The sequence below is a fragment of the Halorubrum trapanicum genome, assembly GCF_017873555.1.
In the GTDB taxonomy this organism is placed as follows: Archaea; Halobacteriota; Halobacteria; order Halobacteriales; family Haloferacaceae; genus Halorubrum; species Halorubrum trapanicum.
Genome location: NZ_JAGGKE010000010.1, coordinates 108,784 through 127,465 on the forward strand (window position 1 = coordinate 108,784; position 18,682 = coordinate 127,465).

At 70.9% G+C, this 18,682-nt stretch carries 17 protein-coding genes; 5 read left to right on the forward strand and 12 right to left on the reverse strand.

The window, feature by feature from the left end; translation table 11 throughout:
* Nucleotides 1–5: 5 nt before the first annotated feature.
* The 3 genes from smc to J2744_RS11795 all read left to right on the forward strand — a co-directional run bounded on the left by smc (nucleotide 6) and on the right by J2744_RS11795 (nucleotide 5,904).
* Nucleotides 6–3,587, forward strand: a complete 3,582-nt coding sequence (gene smc, locus J2744_RS11785) for a chromosome segregation protein SMC (protein ID WP_210113547.1) — start codon at nucleotides 6–8, stop codon at nucleotides 3,585–3,587.
* A complete protein-coding gene (locus tag J2744_RS11790) occupies nucleotides 3,580–4,578 on the forward strand; it encodes a segregation and condensation protein A (protein WP_210113548.1) in 999 nt (332 codons plus the stop codon). Before smc ends, J2744_RS11790 begins: the two co-directional genes overlap by 8 nt.
* Before the next feature lie 81 nt (nucleotides 4,579–4,659).
* Nucleotides 4,660–5,904, forward strand: coding sequence for a glycosyltransferase family 2 protein (locus J2744_RS11795; protein ID WP_210113549.1), 1,245 nt, complete (start codon nucleotides 4,660–4,662; stop codon nucleotides 5,902–5,904).
* A 440-nt stretch (nucleotides 5,905–6,344) separates the two neighbouring features.
* Here J2744_RS11795 and mtnP read toward each other — a convergent pair whose 3' ends face one another.
* The 12 genes from mtnP to J2744_RS11855 form a co-directional block, all read right to left on the reverse strand.
* On the reverse strand, nucleotides 6,345–7,211 hold the full coding sequence (mtnP, locus tag J2744_RS11800; protein WP_210113550.1) for an S-methyl-5'-thioadenosine phosphorylase: 867 nt from the start codon (nucleotides 7,209–7,211) through the stop codon (nucleotides 6,345–6,347).
* 42 nt (nucleotides 7,212–7,253) lie between these two features.
* A complete protein-coding gene (locus J2744_RS11805; RefSeq protein WP_210113551.1) occupies nucleotides 7,254–8,252 on the reverse strand; it encodes a YeiH family protein in 999 nt (332 codons plus the stop codon).
* Nucleotides 8,249–8,401, reverse strand: a complete 153-nt coding sequence (locus J2744_RS11810) for a hypothetical protein (RefSeq protein WP_210113552.1) — start codon at nucleotides 8,399–8,401, stop codon at nucleotides 8,249–8,251. Before J2744_RS11810 ends, J2744_RS11805 begins: the two co-directional genes overlap by 4 nt.
* Nucleotides 8,402–8,455: 54 nt before the next feature.
* Nucleotides 8,456–9,865, reverse strand: coding sequence for an FAD-dependent oxidoreductase (locus tag J2744_RS11815; protein WP_210113553.1), 1,410 nt, complete (start codon nucleotides 9,863–9,865; stop codon nucleotides 8,456–8,458).
* A 120-nt stretch (nucleotides 9,866–9,985) separates the two neighbouring features.
* Complete coding sequence (locus tag J2744_RS11820) at nucleotides 9,986–10,627, reverse strand: HD domain-containing protein (protein WP_210113554.1); 642 nt, start codon at nucleotides 10,625–10,627, stop codon at nucleotides 9,986–9,988.
* A 12-nt stretch (nucleotides 10,628–10,639) separates the two neighbouring features.
* Nucleotides 10,640–11,335: a phosphoribosyltransferase gene (locus J2744_RS11825; protein WP_210113555.1), complete on the reverse strand. Its 696-nt coding sequence runs from the start codon at nucleotides 11,333–11,335 to the stop codon at nucleotides 10,640–10,642.
* A 100-nt stretch (nucleotides 11,336–11,435) separates the two neighbouring features.
* Nucleotides 11,436–12,098, reverse strand: coding sequence for a DUF7519 family protein (locus J2744_RS11830; protein WP_210113556.1), 663 nt, complete (start codon nucleotides 12,096–12,098; stop codon nucleotides 11,436–11,438).
* Complete coding sequence (locus tag J2744_RS11835; RefSeq protein ID WP_394357721.1) at nucleotides 12,038–13,381, reverse strand: DUF58 domain-containing protein; 1,344 nt, start codon at nucleotides 13,379–13,381, stop codon at nucleotides 12,038–12,040. The genes J2744_RS11830 and J2744_RS11835 overlap by 61 nt, the downstream gene beginning before the upstream one ends.
* A gap of 176 nt (nucleotides 13,382–13,557) precedes the next feature.
* Complete coding sequence (locus J2744_RS11840; RefSeq protein WP_210113558.1) at nucleotides 13,558–14,112, reverse strand: DUF7269 family protein; 555 nt, start codon at nucleotides 14,110–14,112, stop codon at nucleotides 13,558–13,560.
* A 52-nt stretch (nucleotides 14,113–14,164) separates the two neighbouring features.
* Nucleotides 14,165–15,112 carry a DUF4129 domain-containing protein gene (locus tag J2744_RS11845; RefSeq protein ID WP_210113559.1) on the reverse strand — a complete coding sequence of 316 codons (948 nt, stop codon included), beginning with the start codon at nucleotides 15,110–15,112 and terminating at the stop codon, nucleotides 14,165–14,167.
* An 86-nt stretch (nucleotides 15,113–15,198) separates the two neighbouring features.
* Nucleotides 15,199–16,248, reverse strand: a complete 1,050-nt coding sequence (locus J2744_RS11850; protein WP_210113560.1) for an MBL fold metallo-hydrolase — start codon at nucleotides 16,246–16,248, stop codon at nucleotides 15,199–15,201.
* 80 nt (nucleotides 16,249–16,328) lie between these two features.
* Nucleotides 16,329–17,357 carry a sensor histidine kinase gene (locus tag J2744_RS11855; RefSeq protein WP_210113561.1) on the reverse strand — a complete coding sequence of 343 codons (1,029 nt, stop codon included), beginning with the start codon at nucleotides 17,355–17,357 and terminating at the stop codon, nucleotides 16,329–16,331.
* 122 nt (nucleotides 17,358–17,479) lie between these two features.
* Between J2744_RS11855 and J2744_RS11860 the strand changes: the two genes are divergently transcribed.
* On the forward strand, nucleotides 17,480–17,857 hold the full coding sequence (locus J2744_RS11860; RefSeq protein ID WP_210113562.1) for a hypothetical protein: 378 nt from the start codon (nucleotides 17,480–17,482) through the stop codon (nucleotides 17,855–17,857).
* An 80-nt stretch (nucleotides 17,858–17,937) separates the two neighbouring features.
* On the forward strand, nucleotides 17,938–18,207 hold the full coding sequence (locus J2744_RS11865) for a hypothetical protein (RefSeq protein ID WP_210113563.1): 270 nt from the start codon (nucleotides 17,938–17,940) through the stop codon (nucleotides 18,205–18,207).
* Nucleotides 18,208–18,682 lie beyond the last annotated feature (475 nt).

Consider the following 18,682-nt stretch of genomic DNA (forward strand, 5'->3'; position numbering starts at 1 on the left):
CCTCCATGCACATCACTGAAGTCGTTCTGGACGGGTTCAAGAGCTTCGGGCGGACGACGAGGATCCCCTTCTACGAGGATTTCACGGTCGTCACCGGCCCGAACGGCTCCGGGAAGTCGAACATCATCGACGGCGTGCTGTTCGCGCTCGGGCTGGCGCGCACCCGCGGGATCCGCGCGAAGAAGCTCACCGACCTCATCTACAATCCCGGCCACGACGACGGCGAGGCCGCGGACGGACCGAACGAGGCCTCGGTGACGGTCGTGCTCTCGAACGAGGACGGCACCCTCGACCGATCGCAGGTCGTCTCCGCGGCCGGCACGGAGAACGTCGGCGACGTCTCCGAGATCACGATCAAGCGCCGGGTGAAGGAGACCGAGGACAACTACTACTCGTACTACTACCTCAACGGGCGCTCCGTGAACCTCTCGGACGTCCAGGACCTGCTCGCGGCGGCGGGCGTCACGCCGGAGGGGTACAACGTGGTGATGCAGGGCGACGTCACCGAGATCATCAACATGACCCCCTACCAGCGGCGGGGGATCATCGACGAGATCGCGGGCGTCGCCGAGTTCGACGAGAAGAAGGAGGCCGCCTACGAGGAGCTGGACACCGTCGAAGACCGGATCGGCGAGGCCGACCTCCGGATCGGCGAGAAGGAGGACCGGCTCGATCAGCTCGCCGACGAGCGCGAGACCGCGCTCCAGTACCAGGACCTCCGCGACGAGCTCGAGGAGTACCGCGGGTTCAGGAAGGCCTCGGAGCTGGAGGACAAGCGCGACGCGCTCGCGGACGTCGAAAGCGAGATCGGCGAGGCGGAGACGGACCTCGAATCGCTCCGCGAGGAGCTGGACGCCAGACAGGGGAAGCTCACCCGCCTGGAGGAGGACCTCGCGGACCTCAACCACGAGATAGAGACGAAAGGCGAGGAGGAACAGATCGAGATCCGCTCGGAGATAGAGGCGATCAAAGGCGAGGTCTCGCGGCTGGAGGACAGGATCGAGTCGGCCGAGTCGCGCGCCGAGTCGGCCGAGAACGACCGGCGGCAGGCGTTCGTCCAGATCGACCGCAAAGAGGAGACGATCGAGGAGCTGGACGCCGAGATCCGCGAGACGAAAGTGGAGAAGGCGTCGGTGAAATCGGAGCTGGCGACGAAGCGCTCCGAGCTGGCCGACGTCGAGGCCGAGATCGAGGGGGCCGACACCGAGTTCGACGAGCTGAAGGCCGAGCTGTCGGAGAAGAAGGAGGAGATCGAGTCCCTCCGCGAGGAGAAAAACGAGACGCAACGCGAGAAGGACCGGCTGCTCGACGAGGCTCGCCGGCGGTCGAACGCGGTGAGCGAGGCCCGCGAGGAGCTGGAGGCGGCCCGCGAGTCGCTCCCGGAGCACAAGGCGCGGATCTCCGAGCTGAAAAGCGAGCTGGACAAAGCCGAGAAGAATCAGGCGACCATCGAGGACGCGGTCGCGGACCTCTTCTCGGAGAAGGCCGAGACGGAGGAGCGGCTGGAGGAGATCGAGGCGACGCTCCGCGAGAAGCAGAACGAGTACGCCAAGCTGGAGGCGGCCGCCGACGAGCGCGGTGACGCCTCGTGGCCCAGAGCGGTCACCGAGGTGAAGAACGGCGGCATCGACGGTGTCCACGGCGCGGTCGGCGAGTTGGCCTCGGTCGAGACCCAGTACGCCGAGGCCTGCGAGACCGCCGCGGGCGGGCGACTGGCGAACGTCGTCGTCGACGACGACGGCGTCGGCTCGACGTGTATCGACTACCTCAAACAGCGGAACGCGGGGCGGGCGACGTTCCTCCCGATCACGAAGATGGACGACCGGAGCCTGCCGCGGAAGCCCTCGCTACCGGGCGTCGTCGACTTCGCGCGCGACCTCGTCGACTACGACGCCGAGTACGAGTCGATCTTCTCGTACGTGCTCGGCTCGACGCTCGTCGTCGAGGACATGTCGACCGCCCGCGAGCTGATGGGCGACTTCCGGATGGTGACGCTCGACGGCGACCTCGTCGAGAAGTCGGGCGCGATGACCGGCGGCTCCGGCGGCGGCTCCCGCTACTCGTTCACGAAGTCCGGCGGCGGGAAGCTCGAACGGCTCGCGACGGAGATATCCGACCTCGAAGACGAGCGCCAGTCGGTCCAGTCGGAGATCGACGCGCTCGACGACGACATCGAGGACGCGCGCGACCGCAAGGCCGACGCGGCCGAGCGCGTGCGGTCGCTGGAGGCGGACGTCGAGCGCGCCGAAGAGGAGCTCGCGGAGTCCGAAGACCGGATCGAGGAGCGTGAGACCGAACTCGAAGAGCTGGAGGCGGAACGCGAGTCGGTCGACGAGGAGATGACGGCCCTCGACGACGAGCTGGCGGCGACCGACGCGGAGATCGACGAGCTCGCCGCGGAGATCGACGAGATCGAAGCCGAGCTCGCCGACTCGAAGATCCCCGAGCTCTCCGAGCGCGCCGACGAGATCCGCGCCGAGATCGACGAGCTGGAAGACCGGATGAGCTCGCTCGACGGTCGGATCAACGAGCTGGAGCTGGAGAAGGGGTACGCCGAGGACGCGCTCGACGACCTCCACGACGACGTCGAGGAGGCGCAGAACGCGAAGGCGGAGGCCGAGGAGGCGATCGCCGACCACGAGGCCGCCATCGAGGAGAAGGAGGCGGAGTTGGCGGAGAAGAAGGAGGCGATCGCCGACCTCGAAGCGGAGCTCACGGAGCTGAAGGAGGACCGCGAGGACCTCCGCGAGGAGATCCGCGAGGCGACCCAGCGGCGCGACGAGCAGCGGTCGCTCGTCGCCGAGGCGGAGTCGGACCTCTCGGATCTCACCGACCGGCGGGACCGACTGGAGTGGGAGATCGACGAGCTGGAGTCGCAGGTCGGCGCCTACGACGCCGAGGAGATCCCCGACCTCGACGAGGTGGAGTCGCGGATCGAGGAGCTGGAGACCGAGATGGAGGCGCTCGAACCGGTGAACATGCTCGCGATCGACGAGTACGACGAGGTCCAGGAGGCGCTGTCGGAGATTCAGGAGCGCCGCGACGTGCTCGTCGAGGAGCGCGACGCCATCGAGGAGCGCATCGAGGGGTACGAGGCGGCGAAGAAGGAGACGTTCATGGAGACGTTCGAGTCGATCAACGACCACTTCGGGGACATCTTCGCGCGGCTCTCGGCCGGGAGCGGCGAGCTCGTCTTGGAGAACCCCGAGGATCCGTTCGAGGAGGGGCTGACGATGAAGGCCCAGCCCGCGGACAAGCCGGTTCAGCGGCTCGACGCGATGAGCGGCGGCGAGAAGTCGCTCACCGCCCTCTCCTTTATCTTCGCGGTCCAGCGGCACAACCCCGCGCCGTTCTACGCGCTCGACGAGATCGACGCGTTCCTCGACGCGGTCAACGCCGAGCGCGTCGGCGAGATGATAGAGGAGCTGGCCGAGGAGGCCCAGTTCGTCGTCGTCGGCCACCGCTCGGCGCTGTTGGAGCGCTCGGACCGCGCGATCGGCGTCACGATGCAGGGCGACAACCTCTCGGCGGTGACCGGGATGCAGTTCGGTGACGACGCCGACGAGGAGGTGAGCGCGGATGACTGAAGAAGGGGACGGCCAAGGCTCTGGCGGCGGTTCCGACGACGCCGTCCCCGACCTCGACCTGACGAGCGAGCGCGACGGCGCGGACCCGTTCGCCGACGAGTCTCCGAACGACGATCCTCAGCACGACGAGGGCGGTGGCCCGGCCGACGAGTCCGGTCCGGACGTGGCGGGCGTCTCACCCCCCGACGAGACCGACGACGACGAGGTCGAGCCCGTCGAACTCCTCGTCCAGCTCGCCGAGGAGGGCGAGATCGAGCCGTGGGACATCGACATCGTCCAGGTGACGGACGCCTTCTTGGAGAAGCTCGACGAGACGGACCTCCGGACGACCGGGCGGGCGCTGTTCTACGCCAGCGTCCTCCTCCGGATGAAAAGCGACGGCATGCTGGCGGACGACGACGAAGAGGCGGAGCCGGAACCGGAGCCGTGGGAGGTCGCGATGGAGGGCGGCGCGCCCGACCCCGCCGACGGCGACTTCGACCCGATCGACGAGCTGGAGGCGGAGATGGACCGCCGGCTCGACCGGAAGAACACCCGCGGCTCGCCGGAGACGCTCGACGAGCTGGTCCGCGAACTGCGCGAGGCCGAGCGCGGCTCGTGGTGGAAGGACTCCCGCGAGTACGACACCTCCGAGTCGCCGCACGGCCACGCTCGCGGCACGCAGACGCTCGACTACCACGCGGACGACGAGTTCCGGCAGGACGGGGAGCCGACCGCGGGCGAGGCGACCGACCGCACCCACGACGAGGACATCGAGGAGGTCATCGTGGAGATCGACAACGCTCTCCGGACCCACTTCGAGCGCGGGCGTACGGAGGTGCTGTTCGCGGAGATCGACGGCGCGGGCGGCCGCCCGTTCATGACGTACCTCGCGCTGCTGTTCATGGCCCACCGCGGCTCGGTCCGGCTCCAGCAGGACGACCTGTTCGGCGACCTCTGGGTGAAAGACCCCGCGGCGATGACCGGCGAGTCGGAAGCGATCGCAGACTGAACGACCGGCTGCGAGCCGTTCGCTGACCGACCGCGACTCCCCTCCAATACGCTCTTTACGCTGCCGCGAGAGGGTTTTCCCGTGATATCGTTCGCCGCCGCCAACCCCGCGCTCGCCGCGATCGTCGCGGCGCTGTGGATCGGCCTCCTGCTGTACGGCGCCTCGGCGCTCTGGTGGCTCCTCGAAGCGACGGTGCTCGCGCGCGGCGGCCGCGTCGACCCCGACGACGTCGAGTGGGGGTACGAGGACATCCAGGTCCGCATCCTGACTATCGACGCCGAGGAGGTGGTACAGGCGACCGTCAACTCGGTCCCGCAGGCGATCGACGACGTGCGCGTGATCGCGGAGTCGCCGATCGACGTTGAGGGTGCGGACGTCCACGTCGTTCCCGAGGAGTTCGAGTGCGACGCGACCAACAAGGGCCGGGCGGTCGAGTGGGCGCGGCGCGTGGTGCCGTGCGACCGCGAGTACGTGCTGTACCTCGACGAGGACACGATCATGGCCGGATTCGAGGGCCTCCCGGACGCGGACGTGGTCCAGTTCACCGAGAAGCCGCTTTTCACCGGATCGCGGGTCGCTTATCTGAGCGAGATATTCCGCGTCGGCTACCAGTACGAGCAGTTCGCGTTCCATAAGCTCCGATACCCGCTGTACGCGTGGGGCGGCGGGGTGGCGGTCCGACACTCGTTAGAGGAGTCGATCACGTGGGATGTCGCGACTATCACCGAGGACACGAACTTCATCTGGCGGGCCGCGGACCAGACGGGCGTCTCCTTCGCCGTGCTCGACGTGCGGTTCCGCAACCAGGCGCCCCCGTCGCTGCGCGCGATGGCGAAGCAGCGCCGGCGCTGGATCTCGGGCACGCGCGCCGACGGCCACCTGCTCCCACTCAGGTACCGACCGGTGTATTACACCCGGATCATCGCGTGGTCGCTCTCGCCGCTGGTCCCGCTCCTCGTCTTCGCGTCGCTCGTCTTCCCGGGCACCGCACCCGGTATGGAGTGGTACCGCACGGCGTCGCTGGCGTTGTTCGGGATCCTGTTCGTCTACACGCTCGTCGGCGCGGCCTCGTACGACAAACATCCGATCACGTGGCCGCTGTACCTCCTGTTGACGCCGATCGCCTTCCTCGCGCACTCGGCCGGCGCGCTCTGGGGACTCCTCTCCCCGGTGAAGACGTTCGAGGTGACCGAGAAGGTGACGCCGGACACGGTAGAGAGGGTTCACGAGTCGATGGCACCGGGAACGGTCACCGACCACGACGGCTCCGAGCGACTGACACGGGAGTCCGACGAGGAGTTCACCCTCGACGTGTTCGACGACTAGGACGTGTCTACAGTGGTCGCTCGGCGATACGTTGTCAGTCTCGCGGAGAACACTTCCAAAGCCCCACCCTGACCGCACAGCACCACCGGAAGACGGTCCTGCTCGCTCACTGCGTTCGCTGCGCGGGCTGCGACTTCCGTACCCCCACTCGCTCCCTCCGGTCGCTCGCGGGACCGCACCTCACACCTCCCCTGCCTCGTCGGTCGCCCTCGCTTCGCTCGGCGACCGACTCCAGCGAGGGACCGAAGGTCCCTCTGGCAGCCGGCGCGTAGCGCCGGCGACAGTGCGAGAGCGAAGCTCTCGCTTGAAACCGGACGGAGTCCGGTGACAGCGAGGCGCGACGCGCCTCTGGCAGTCGGGCGAAGCCCGACAACCTCGCGCGTGCGGCTCGTGGCCCTCCGGGCCACTCACCGGCACGCGCCACCGCACGGCGTGTCTATTTATAAGTAGTCGCCGAGCAGCGGCTCGACGCGCTCTTTCGTCTCCTCGGGGATCGCCTCGGTCGGCGTGTTGACGGTGCCTTCGAGCGCGGTGTGGGCGTCACACTCCAGGTCCTCGGGGAGCGTCCGCACGGCCTCCTCGACGGCGGCCTTGATCGCCGTCTGGTTCTGCTCGGCGTTTTCGAGCACCTCCTCGAGTGTCACCTCGCTGTCTTCCTTCCAGACGTCGTAGTCGGTGACGCCGGCGATCGTCGCGTACGCGATCTCGGCCTCGCGGGCCAGCTTCGCCTCCGGGATCGCGGTCATGCCGACGAGGTCCCAGCCTTGGCGCTTGTAGAACTCCGACTCCGCGCGCGTCGAGTACTGCGGTCCCTCGATACAGACGTACGTGCCGCCCTTCACGACGCCGGTGTCGGCGGACGTGGAAGACTCCGCGGCATCAGTGAGGTGATCGACGAGTTCGGGGCTGTACGGGTCCGCGAACGGCTGGTGGACGACGACCCCGTCACCGTAGAAGGAGAGGTCGCGGCCCTTCGTCCGGTCGTAGATCTGGTCCGGGACGACGAGCGTCCCCGGCTCCAGCTCCTCTTTCAGGCTCCCGACCGCGTTCGACGCGAACACGTGGATGACGCCCGCCTTTTTCAAGGCGTACATGTTGGCGCGGTACGGGAGGTCGGTCGGCGAGACGCCGTGGCTCGAGCCGTGTCGCGGCAGGAACGCCACCTCTCGGCCGGTGTCGCCGAACTCGCCGATCGTCACCGCGTCGCTCGGCTCGCCGTACGGCGTGTCGAACTCGACCTCGCGCACGTCGTTCAGGGGGAGCGCCTCGTAGATACCGCTGCCGCCGATGAATCCGATAGTTCCCATACCCGGAATGCGCCCGCTCGCCACTTATACGGACCGAACTCGCTACAGGAACCAGCGCACTGCCGCGAGCGCGACCGCGCTCACGACGAGCAGGTGGACGAGGACCGCGCCGACGGGCGCGGCGCCCACCGCGCGCATGTCGTCGACCCGGATCGAGAGACCGAGACCGACGAACGCCAGCGCGAACAGCGCGTCCGAGACGCGCCCGATAGACGCCAGCGCGGCCGGCGAGAGCAGTCCGCTGTTGGCGACCGTCGCGACGATCAGAAATCCGAGCAGGAACTTCGGGAACTCGGCCCACAGGCGACGGACGCCCGGTTCGGCGGCCGAGCGCGCCGTGTACGCCAGCGAGTACGCGACCGCCACGCCGCCCAGAAGCGAGTTTCGCGCCAGCTTCGTCACGGTCGCCCACTGGCCCGCCTCGGGCGAGTGGGCGAACCCCGCGGCCGCGACGGGACCGGTCGAGAACATGCTCACACCCGCCCAGACGCCGAACTGCCGACCGGTGAGACCGAGCCACTCGCCCGCCAGCGGGAACGCGACGAGCGTGACGGCGTCGAACAGCAGCACCGTCGCGGCCGCGAAGGTGATCGCGGCGCCCCGGGCGTCCAGCACCCTCCCGATCGCGACGACGGCGGAGACGCCGCAGACGCTCGCGCCCGCGGCCAGAAGCGACGAGGTGGGCGACCCGATCCGGAAGAGGCCGCGCGCGACGACCTCCGCGAACAGGAGTCCGCCGGCGACGAACGCCACCACCAGTCCGAGGACGGTCGGTCCCGCGGCGAGGTATTCCTCGACCGCGACCGCCGCGCCGAGCAGGACGATCCCCGTCTCCAAGAACAGCTTGTCGACGCCGACGCCCGGCTCCGCGATCTCGGGGATCCCGACGGCGTTCCCGACGCCGACGCCGATCGCGACGGCGACGACGAGCGGCTGAACCCCGGGGACCGCGCCCGCGACGAGCGTCGCGGCGAGGGCGCCCCCGGCGAGCAGCGCGAGTCCGGGGAGGTACGCCCGGAGCGCCTCGGCGACTCCCGTCACAGCGCCTGTCCGACGAGGTGCGCGGCGACGATTCCGAGACCCAGCGCGAGCGCCTGCCAGCCGCGGTCGAGCGCGGTCCAGCGGTCGACGATCCCGTCGTCGACCGTCGAACCGTCCGCTCCCGCCCCCTCGTCGCCGTTCGATACCATGACGGCGGATCGACCGGGGCGCTACTTACCCGTGTCGCTCGCGCCCGGGTCCGATCAGTCGTCGGCCTCGGCCGCGACCTCGTCGTTCGCGTCCGCGTCGGCGTCCGCCTCCTCGTCCGCTTCCGTCTCGTCGAGCCGCGGGAAGTTCTCGATGGTCGCGTCGCGGAAGGCGGACTCGTCGAACTCGTAGTCGTCCTCGAAGAAGCCGAGGACGGTCTCGACGTCGGTCATCGCGTTCTTCAGCGCGGTCGACGCGCCCGGCGAGGGCGTGATGTTGAACAGGATGCCGTCCTCGGTGATCTTCGCTTCGCCCATGTCCAGCTCCTTGTTCTCGGTGTCGACGATCTGCGGGCGCACGCCGCCGTACCCCTTCGCGCGGTCGATGTCGTCGACGTCGACGCTCGGCACGACCTTCTGGACGTCCGGCAGGAACGCGCGCTTCCCGACCACCGGGAGGTCGTACACGAGGTTGCGCACGACGTACGGGAAGAGGATCCGGTCCGAGAGGATGTTGACGTAGCTCAGCACGGAGTCGGGGTTGAAGCCGAACACGTCGACGAAGTCGCTCACCGTCGAGAGGTGGCCGCGTTCGAGCGCGGGCACGAGCTTCGCGGTCGGACCGAACCGGGTGATCCCGTCGTCGTGGACGTCGGCGTCGCCGTGGACCGCCGCGAACGGGAGCTTCTTCATCTGGAGCGTGTACACCTTCCCGTTCAGCAGGTCGTCCGCGAGGAAGAAGCTCCCCGCGACCGGCAGTAGCGACATCCCCTCGCCGTACCCCATCTCCTTGGCGAACTGGAGGCTGTGCGAGCCGGCCGCGACGACGACCGCCTCGGCGTCGAAGTCGCCGTCGTCGGTCTCGACGAGGAAGTCGTCGCCGCGGTCGTCGACGTTCGTCACGGCCGTTCCGAGGTGGACCGAGACGCCCTCCTCCTCGCGGGCGGCGTCGACGAAGGACTTCGCGACCGCGCCGTAGTCGACCACGTAGCCGTCCGGCGTCTGGAGCGCCTTCAGCTCCGTGCCGGGGTCGCGCCCCTCGACGACCTTCGGCTCCAGCTCTTCGATCTCCTCGCGGCCGATCTCGCGGAGCTTCGGGAACAGGTCGCCGAACCCGTTCTCGCGGTAGCGCTCCTCCAGCTTGGCGACCTCCTCGTCGCCGACGCCGAGGACCATCTTGCTCCGCTTGCTGTGCATCTCGCGGTCGGGGTCCTCCCCTTCGAGGTAGCCCGCGAGCAGCTCCGCGCCCTCCTTGACCTCCTCGGCCTTCTCGAGGGTGTAGTTCGTCTCGATGTCTCCGAAGTGGAGGGTCTGGGAGTTGTTCGTCCGGTGGGAGTTGATCGCGGCTATCTCCCGCTCCTTCTCGATCAGCGTGACGTCCTCGACGTCGGTGAACTTCGCGACCGTGTACAGCAGCGACGCCCCGCTGATTCCCCCGCCGATGATTACGAGATCGGTGTCAGACATGCGTGGTGAAAGCTCACCTCGTGAGACGGACTCCCCCGTTAACCCTTTTACCATCTTTACGCGAAATCGAGCGGTAGAGAGCCTACAAACGTCGATTGTCTATTCGACGATCGTCGAATTTTACTCGTCCCGCGCGCTTCGGTACCGCTCGCGGACCGCCGCGAACAGCGCGCGCCCGGCCTCGGTCCGGAGCCGCGGCTCGGTCGTCGCGAAGAACTCGTCGAGGTCGTCGTACTCGCGGAACGCGTCGGGGGCGCCGCGCTCGGGGTCGTACCGGTCGCCGCGCTCGTAGCGGACGGCCTGAAAACAGGTGTCGAGGAGGTCACACTCCTTGACGAGGACCGCCTCCGGCGACTCGCGCGCCTCGTACGCCTCCCACGCGTCCCGCACGCGCTCGGGGAGCGGGCCGGCGAGGTCCGCCATCGCCTCGCGTTCGGCGGCCTCCTTGGTCTCGGGGTCCACCGTGTCCGCGGTCGAATCGGCGCGGGTCGCGGCGTCGCCCGTCTCCGCCTCGGCCACGTCGTGGACGACCGCGAGCCGGAGCGCGCGGTCGAGGTCGACGCCCGGCAGGTCGGCGGCCAGCCGGTCGCCGAGCGTCACGACGAGGTACGCGACCCCCCACGAGTGGGCGGCGACGGACTCGGGGTCGTCGACCCCGCGGAGCTGCCAGCCGGTGCGCCGCTCGTCTTTCAGGTCGTAGGCGGCGAGCACCGCGCCGAGGGCGTCGTCGAGATCGTCGTCACCGGACTCTGCGGCGTCCATCGCTCGGGGCGGCTACTCGGCGAGCGCCCAGCTTCCGTCGCCGACGGGTTCGGCAACGTCCCGCCGGACCATCTCGTCGATGACCTCGTCGAGGCGGTCGGGCTGGGCAACCTCCATCTCGATCCGGCCGATGCCGTGGAACTCCTCTAAGTAGTGACGTAGGTCCTCCCGCGAGAACGCCGACTCGTCGGCGCGCTCCATCGCGCCCTCCGTGAGGTCGACCATGTCCTCGAGGAAGTTCCACGGGTAGACGACCCAGGTCCACTGCTCCAGGCGCTCGCCGACGAAGTCCGGCTGGAACTCGGAGGTGCCCAGAAGCTGGAGCGTCGCGGTGCGGACCTCGCCCGCGTCCCGGTCCTCGACGTACTCCTCGGCGCGGCGGATCGACCCGCCGGTGTCGGCGATGTCGTCGATGATCAGGACGTTCTTCCCCTCCACGCTCCCCTCCGGCATCGGGTAGCGGATCTGGGGTTCGCCGCTCTTCTCGGCGGTCCCGACGTAGTGTTCCATCTTGAGGCTGGTGAGGTCGTTGAGTCCGAGGAAGTCGCAGACGCACCGGCCCGCGAACCAGCCGCCGCGGGCCAGGGCGACGACCACGTCCGGCTCGAAGTCGGCCCGCTTCACCGCGTCGGAGACGTTGCGGCAGAGCCCGTAGATGTACTCCCAGTTGGTGAGCGTGCAGTCGAAGTCGTCCGGGAGGTCGCTCATACGAGCGTACCTGCCGGCCGCGCGCTCATAAGGGTTTAGCTCCGCGGGCGCGCGGCGACCGCACCCCACCGACCGGTGGCGTTCAGCGCGCCGCCCGCCCTCACCGAACCGCCGAGGTCAGCGCGATACCGCCCGCGAGCAGCAGCGCGAGCGCGGCCACCGGCTGGCCGCCGCCGACCGCGAGGGTGACCCCGTAGACGAGACCGGCCGCGAGCGCGCCGACGAGCAGGCTCGTCCCCGCGTGGACCGCGACGTTCCGACGGACCCGCGCGCCCCGACCGACCTGCTCGCCGAGACCGACGCCGTGGTCGGCGACGTCCCACGCGACCGCCAGCCCGACGGCGGCGACGAGCAGCGCCTCGGCGGGGGCGCCGCGGTACCCCGCGACCGCGACCCCGACCACGCCGACGGCGGCGCCCCACGTCAGGACCCGCGTCGACCTCCGGAGCGCGCCGCCGAGGAAGCCGAGCGCGGCGACCCCGAGCAGCGCGCCGCCGATCGGACTCGCCACCGCGCCGGCGGTCGCCGCGACGCCCGCGGCCGCGAGGCTCGCGACTATCGCGACCGTCGGCGGCCGCGCGTCCGTCTCGTGGAAGTCGGCGGTCAGGTCGGCGGCCGGACCTCCGTCCGACGACCCGTCGCCGCCCGCTTCGCTTTCCCCCTCGCTGCCCCCTCCGCTCTCTCCGTCGCGGACCGCACCGCTCATCGCGACCACCGCCTCGTCGCGGCCGCGACCGCGACCGGGAAGGAGTCGTCTCGCCACTCCAGCGCGCGGATCCCACCCGACCGGAGCGTCCGGAGCCGCTGCCGGCGCTCGAAGGCGGTCAGCCGCTCGCCGGCCGTCTCGGTCGCCGTGGGATCCGGCGAGAGGACGGTCACGAGGTGGCCGTGCGCGTCGATCCGACGCGCGAGCGTCGCCGCGGTGTCGTCCGCGAGCGGCGTGAAGAACAGCACCTGCGCGTCGGCCGGGAGCCGTCGTCGGAACCGTCGGAGCCACAGCGAGCGGTAGAAGCGCTCCCCGCTGGGCGTCGGCGCCAGCGCCGGGTCGGTGGCCAGCGTCTCGCGGCCGCGGGCCGCGTGGACGGTCCCGCTGCCTGGCGGGAGCCAGCAGTCCAGCGGCGACAGCGCCGCGATCCCCACCCGGTCGCCGCCGTCGAGGAGCGCCGAGAACGCCTGGCCGGCGGCCGCGACGCTCGCCTCCACCGCCGTCTCGGCGTCGGGGTCGGCGGCGACGTAGGCCGACTCGCGCGCGTCGACGAGCAGCACGACGGTGGCGGAGCGCTCCTCGCGGTGCTCGACGGTCGACAGCTCGCCCGTCCGCGCGCGGCGGTTCCAGTCGATCCGCTTGACCGGGTCGCCGCGGCGGTACTCCCGGGTCGCGTGGAACTCGACGCCGGCCCCGCCAACGTCGGTCGGCACTCGACCGTGGTGGACGGTCGTCAGTCCGCGCAGGGGGAGGTCCCCGCCGGCGGACAGCTCCGGCGTACAGGAGACGGCCGTCGGCGCGTCGAGGTCCGCCGTCCGCTCGCGGGCACCGGCCGCGTCGCGCGTGATCGCGGTCAGCGGTCCCCACTCGTGGTCGCCGCGCGCCGCCCGCACGGTGTACTCGAACGAGACCGCCGTCCCCGGCCGCAACGCGGTCGCGACGCGAGCCGGTCCGTCGACGACCGCTAGCCCCGGCGGGACGCCGTCGACGAGCCGGAGGTCCGGAAGCGCCGCTTCCCCGACGTTCTCCGCGCGAACGGTGACGCGAACCTCGTCGCCGGGCGCCGGCGTCTCGTCGCTCACCGACCGCGTCACCGCGAGCGTCGGCGTCGGCGCGTCTCCCGCCCGGGCGTACACGGCGTACCCGACGCCGACCGCGCCCGCGAGCACCAGCGACGACTGCCGGACGATCACGCCGAGACCGACGAGCGCCAGCGCCGCCCCCGCGATCCCCAGCCACCGATCCGTCTCGACCTCCCGTCTGCGCTCCCGGTCGGTCGGGGTCTCGGCCGCCCCCGTCGCGGCCGCGTCGTCCTCTCGTTCGGCCGCGTCGCTCTCCACGCCAGTCGCGGTCGCGTCCGGATCGTCTCCCCGGGCCGAGTCGATTCCGACCGCGACGCCGTCCTCGTCCTCGTCAGAACGCGGATCGGTCGAATCGGCCGGATCGGTCGTATCGGTCGAACCGGCGGAATCGGCGGAATCGGCCGAACCGGACGCGACCTCCCCCCGCGGGTCGCTCACGCCGCACCTCCGGACTCGATCCGATCGATCTCGTCTATCGCCGCCCGCAGCCCGTACCAGTAGCGCGACCGCCCCCGGACCGTGGCCGACAGACGGACGCGGAGCGGGTACCCGGTCCGCGCGTCGAAGAACGCGGCGGCGACGGGGTCGTCCGTCCACGTCCCGTCGTCGACGGTCGCCTCGGCCGCCTCCCGCGAGCAGTTGCGGTCGCGGGCGACGGCGTCGACCGCCACCTCCCGGACCCGGTCGCGGAGGTCCCGGCGGTCCCGGTAGCCGCCCGGCGCGGGGCTGGCGACCCGGGCTATCCGCTCGTCGAGATCCGCGCCGGGCACCGCGGCGGGCGCGCGGCGTTCCGGCTCCCCGGGATCCGTCGGGAGTCGGCGTCGGTCCCGGCGCGCGTTCGCGTATCGGATCCCCTGGACCACGCCGAGGACGCCGATCAGCGTGACGACGGTCGAGGTGGGGGAGATGGCCGCCGCCACGCCGCGGTCGAGCGCGGCGAGGAGACCGACGGCGACCGCCAGCACCCCCGCGACGACCAGGGGACGCACTACCGGTCACCCCCGTCGGCTCCGACGCGTCCGATCCCGGCGGGGCCGCGCGTCACGAGTCGCCCCCGTGTCGCTCCTCGATCCGGCGCAGCGCCTCGACGGCGCGGCGCTCGCGGTCGTCCGTCGCGTCCTCGCCGCCGTAGCGCACGCGCTCGAACGCCTCGGTGAGCGCGGTCACCGGCTCCTCGTCGACGCCGGCGTCGACGGCCGCGGTCGCGAACTCGGCGGGCGTCGAGGAGGCGGGGCGGTCGACGTCGAGGACGTCGGTCATGTCCCGCCACGCCCGGTACACCTCGTTGTCCGCGTCCGACGACTCGATCCGGTCGGCGGCCTCGCCGGCCGCCCGGCCGATCGCGTCCAACTCCGGGGGGTCGTCGTCCGCCGGATCGGGGCGGCCGGTCTCGCCGTCGTCGGTCTCGTCGTCACCGCCCGCGAGGAGGAGGACGGCGACGCTCGCGACGACCGCGGCGAGGACGACCAGCGCGAACAGGACCTCTGGCGTCGACGCCGCCCCCTCGCCGCCGCCGAACCCGCCGCCGCCGGGGGCGCCCTCGGGGAACAGTCCCGTTCCGTTGCCGCCGAGACCGAGCGACACCGAGAGGCTCTGTGCGGCCGATCCGCACGCCGACAGAATCCAGAAGAGGACTCCGATCGGGAGACCGATCACGCCGGCGACGGCGGCGCCCGCGAACGGCGACGCGGTGTCCCGGTAGGTCACCCCGGCGAGCAGCGCCATCCCGAGAACGAGCGCGGCCACGGCCGGCGGCTCCCTGAGGTACGGGAGACAGACCCCGGAGGTGGACAGCCCGCCCGCCTCCCCCGAGGAGGTGAGGACGCCCGGGTCGCCCGCCGACTCTCCGACGCTCGGAGCGTCTCCGTCGCCACCGCCGAACCCGCCGCTGCCGGTGTCGACGGCGGTGTCCAGCGTCGCGGCCGCGACGCCGAGCGCGACGACGGCGAGGAGGGCGACGACGACCGCAGCGAGGGCGTCCCGCTTCACGTCCCCGAATACGCCGGCCGGCACGAATACCTTTCGGCGGCCGAGGTCCGGCCGGTGATCGGGCCGGAACGCCCCGCAGTCCCCGGCTACGCGTCTTCGCTGCCGTCAACGAGGCCGTCGAGCGGCGTCGTCGGGAACAGCGCGTCGACGTCGGGTTCGGGTTCGACGAGGCGGTACGCGGTCCCGTCGCGCTCGACGACGCCGGCGGCCGCGAGGTGGTCGAGGTGCGAGAACGCCTCGCCGGGACCGTGGAGGACGTGGATCCCCTCCAGCGAGCCGAACAGGGCGGCCGAGACCGCCCACGCGGTCGCCGGTCCCGACTCGTCGAGCACGTCGATCACCCGGCGGGTCCGGTGGCGGTGGTGGTCGAGGATCGCCGCCGCGCGGCGGCTCGGCTCGTCGATCCGCCACCGGTGGCCGGGGTGGGCGGCGTCGAAGTCGCGCTCGACGACGCGCGCGAGGCTCTCGGCGTAGGCGGCGAGCGCCCCCTCGACGCGCACGTCCGCGCCGCCGACGTTGGGGGTGTACTTCGGGAGCAGCGCGTCGCCCGTGAAGACCTCCTCCGTCGCGTCCGCGCCGGCGACCGGGTCGTGGTCCGGCACCGTCCGCGGGTCGAACGCGAACCCGGAGAGTCCGGCGGTGTGGCCGGGCAGGTGGAGCGCTTCGAGTTCGACGCCGCCCGCCTCGATCGCGTCGCCGTCGCCGAACGTCGTCACGTCCGCCGGGCGGCCCGAGAGGTCCGCGCTGACCGCGTCGAAGAAGTCGGTGAGCCGCTCGCGGTCGGCGTCGGGCATCCCCCACCGCTCGAACGTCTCGCGCTGGCGGTCGCGGTCGGCGAACAGCGGCGTCTCGGTCCCGTCGACGAGGGCGGCGTCGGCCTCGTGGACGTACACGTCGGCGCCGCTCTCGGCCTGAACCTCGCCCGCCAGCCCCGCGTGGTCCGGGTGCCAGTGGGTGAGCACCACGGCGTCGACGTCGGCGAACGCGACCCCGTGCTCGGTGAGACCGTCGACCAACTCCTCGCGCACGTCCGGGAGCGCGACGCCGGTGTCGACGAGCGCGGTCGCCTCGCCGTCGATCAGGTAGACGTCGTTTTCGCCCTCGAAGACGGTGTTGCCGAGCTGGATCCGTTTCACACGGGCACCTCGCTCGCCGGGCATTTCACCGTTTCCACCGCGGGGCGGGCCGGAGCCGTGTCCGGGACTCCACCCGGAAGTCACTCGACGTCGACGCCGGTGAACTCGAAGCGCGCCCCGCCCTCGGCGCTCGCGGTGACCGCGACCTCCCAGCCGTGCGCCTCGGCCACACGCTCGACGATGGCGAGTCCGAAGCCGGTCCCGTCCGGGTCCGTCGTGTGGCCGGCCTCGAAGACCCCGTCGCGTTCGCCTTCGGGGATCCCCGGGCCGTCGTCTTCGACGTAGAACCCGTCGTCGAGGTCGCCGAGGGTGACGGTGACCGCCGAGCCGCCGTGCGAGACGGCGTTTCGCAGGAGGTTCTCCAGCAGCTGTCTGAGCCGGCTCCGGTCCGCGCGGACCGTCTGCGTCGTCTCCGCGCGCAGCGTCGCGTCCGCGGTGTCGACGCCCGCCCAGCACTCCTCGGCGACCGCGCTGAGGTCGACCGGTTCCAGCGACTCGACGTCGACGCCCTCGCGCGCCAGCGTCAGGAGGTCGTCGATGAGCGTCGCCATGCGGTCGTGAGCGCGGCCGACCGCTTCGAGGTGCTCGGAGTCGCGTTCCTCGCGGGCGAGGTCGAGGTGCCCCCGCGCCACGTCCAGCGGGTTCCGGAGGTCGTGGGAGACGATGCTCGCGAACTCGTCGAGCCGCTCGTTCTGCCGCTCAAGCTCGCGCTCTCGCCGCTTTCGCTCGGTGACGTTGCGGATGACGCCCACCCGGCCCAGTTCCTCTCGGTCGTCGAGGTCCGTCCGCCCGAACCGCATCTCCGCGGGAAAGGAGTCGCCGTTCTCCGTCTCGAACTCGTACTCGATCGCGCCGGTCTTGCGACCCTCCTCGCGCATCGCCGCGCGCTCCCGCCGCGCCCGCTCGGCGGTCTCCTCGCTCACCCAGTCGTAGATATCCGTTCCGAGGAGCTGTTCGCGGTCGACGCCTTTCATCTCCGCGTACCGCTCGTTGACGTAGACGATCGTGCCGTCGGGCCGGATGGCGTAGACGGCGTCGTCGAGCGACCCCAGGATCGTCTCGTAGCGGCGCAGGTCCCGCGCTCGCCGGTCCGGATCGCGGTCCCCCATCTGTGTTCGTCTCCCGATTCCGCCCGGTCGGTAATAAACCATCGTTCACGGGGGCCGCTCCGCCGGGATCCGTCTCCGCATCCGACCGTTGGGGCTAAGCTTTTCCCGCCCGTTCCGAGGGTATGGAGTACCAACCGGGCGTGTGTAACATCGGACCGACCCAACAGCGACGGCGGCTCCTCCTCGGCGTCGGCTCGCTGGTGGCCGCGGCGGCCTACGTCGCGGCCGTCGTCGCGCTCGCGTGGCCGCGGTGGTCGCTCCTCGCCTCGGTGTTCCCGCTGTACGGCGCCGCGATGGGCGTACTACAGTACCGCGAGCGCTTCTGTATCGGCTTCGCCGGCATCGGCGTCTTCGACGTTGGCGAGGGGACGAACGAGATCCAGAACGAGGCGGCGCTCGCCGCCGACCGCAAGAAGGCGGTCCGCCTCAACGCGAAGGCGGTAGCGATCGGTGCGATCGGTGCGGTGGCGATCTACGGCGCGTCGCTCGCGGTCTTATAAGCGGCTGCTGGACGTGTCGCGAGTATCGCTGCGTGACACGACTCGGTACAGTATTACGGGTGACGGGCGATCGGGCGTCCATGCATCCCTCCAGATTGGTCGCGATATGTTTCGTTACGGTCAGCGTCTTACTCTTGGCTCAGGTCGGCATCGTCGGGGGACGACCCTTAACGGCCGGGACCGCGCTACAGCTTCTCGGCGGAGCCTTTCTGTTAGTGGCCGGCCTGTTCGGAGTCGTCCGGTACGAGGAAAACCCCGTCGTCGACGAGTACGGACCGACCACGTCTCTCCTCGTCTTCGGGCTGGTTCTCTGGGCAGTCGGACTCCTCGCGCAACTGGCCACTGCTTGACCGGTATTGGATACAGACGGACTACGGGCCACCAGTGACGGAGTATTCCGACGGATCTGGTTGACCATCTGTGGTGGTTGCTGGCGGAACGACGGTGATCAACACCGCCAAAGCCCCAGCCGTGAGGGCGGCACACGCTCGCTGTCGTTCGAAAGGCGCTCCGCGCCTTTCGTGATGACGAGACGCCTCCGGCGTCTCGAACCACGCTCCTCGCTCAGTCGCTCCGCTCCTTCGCTGTGGTGCTTACGTCGCCTACGCCGCCCTCACGGCTGCCCCTTTGAGTCCCACCCCGCCACAGCGACCGCAGCCTCACGCCACCCCAGCCTCGTGGCGGGGGGCGGGGGGGGCCCCCCCCCCCCCCCCCGGGGGGGGGGCCCCCCCCCGGGGGGGGGGGGGGCCCCGCCCCCCCCGGGGGGGGGGGGGGCGGGGGGGGGGCGGCGCCCCCGCCCTGGGGGCCGCGGACGAGTGGAGGTGA

Excerpts from the sequence above, each read along its gene's own strand:
- smc (WP_210113547.1), top strand. The coding sequence starts at position 6 with ATGCACATCACTGAAGTCGTTCTGGACGGGTTCAAGAGCTTCGGGCGG.
- J2744_RS11790 (WP_210113548.1), top strand. The coding sequence starts at position 3,580 with ATGACTGAAGAAGGGGACGGCCAAGGCTCTGGCGGCGGTTCCGACGAC.
- mtnP (WP_210113550.1), bottom strand. The coding sequence starts at position 7,211 with ATGGGAACTATCGGATTCATCGGCGGCAGCGGTATCTACGAGGCGCTC.
- J2744_RS11810 (WP_210113552.1), bottom strand. The coding sequence starts at position 8,401 with ATGGTATCGAACGGCGACGAGGGGGCGGGAGCGGACGGTTCGACGGTC.
- J2744_RS11815 (WP_210113553.1), bottom strand. The coding sequence starts at position 9,865 with ATGTCTGACACCGATCTCGTAATCATCGGCGGGGGAATCAGCGGGGCG.
- J2744_RS11820 (WP_210113554.1), bottom strand. The coding sequence starts at position 10,627 with ATGGACGCCGCAGAGTCCGGTGACGACGATCTCGACGACGCCCTCGGC.
- J2744_RS11825 (WP_210113555.1), bottom strand. The coding sequence starts at position 11,335 with ATGAGCGACCTCCCGGACGACTTCGACTGCACGCTCACCAACTGGGAG.
- J2744_RS11855 (WP_210113561.1), bottom strand. The coding sequence starts at position 17,357 with ATGGGGGACCGCGATCCGGACCGGCGAGCGCGGGACCTGCGCCGCTAC.
- J2744_RS11860 (WP_210113562.1), top strand. The coding sequence starts at position 17,480 with ATGGAGTACCAACCGGGCGTGTGTAACATCGGACCGACCCAACAGCGA.
- J2744_RS11865 (WP_210113563.1), top strand. The coding sequence starts at position 17,938 with ATGCATCCCTCCAGATTGGTCGCGATATGTTTCGTTACGGTCAGCGTC.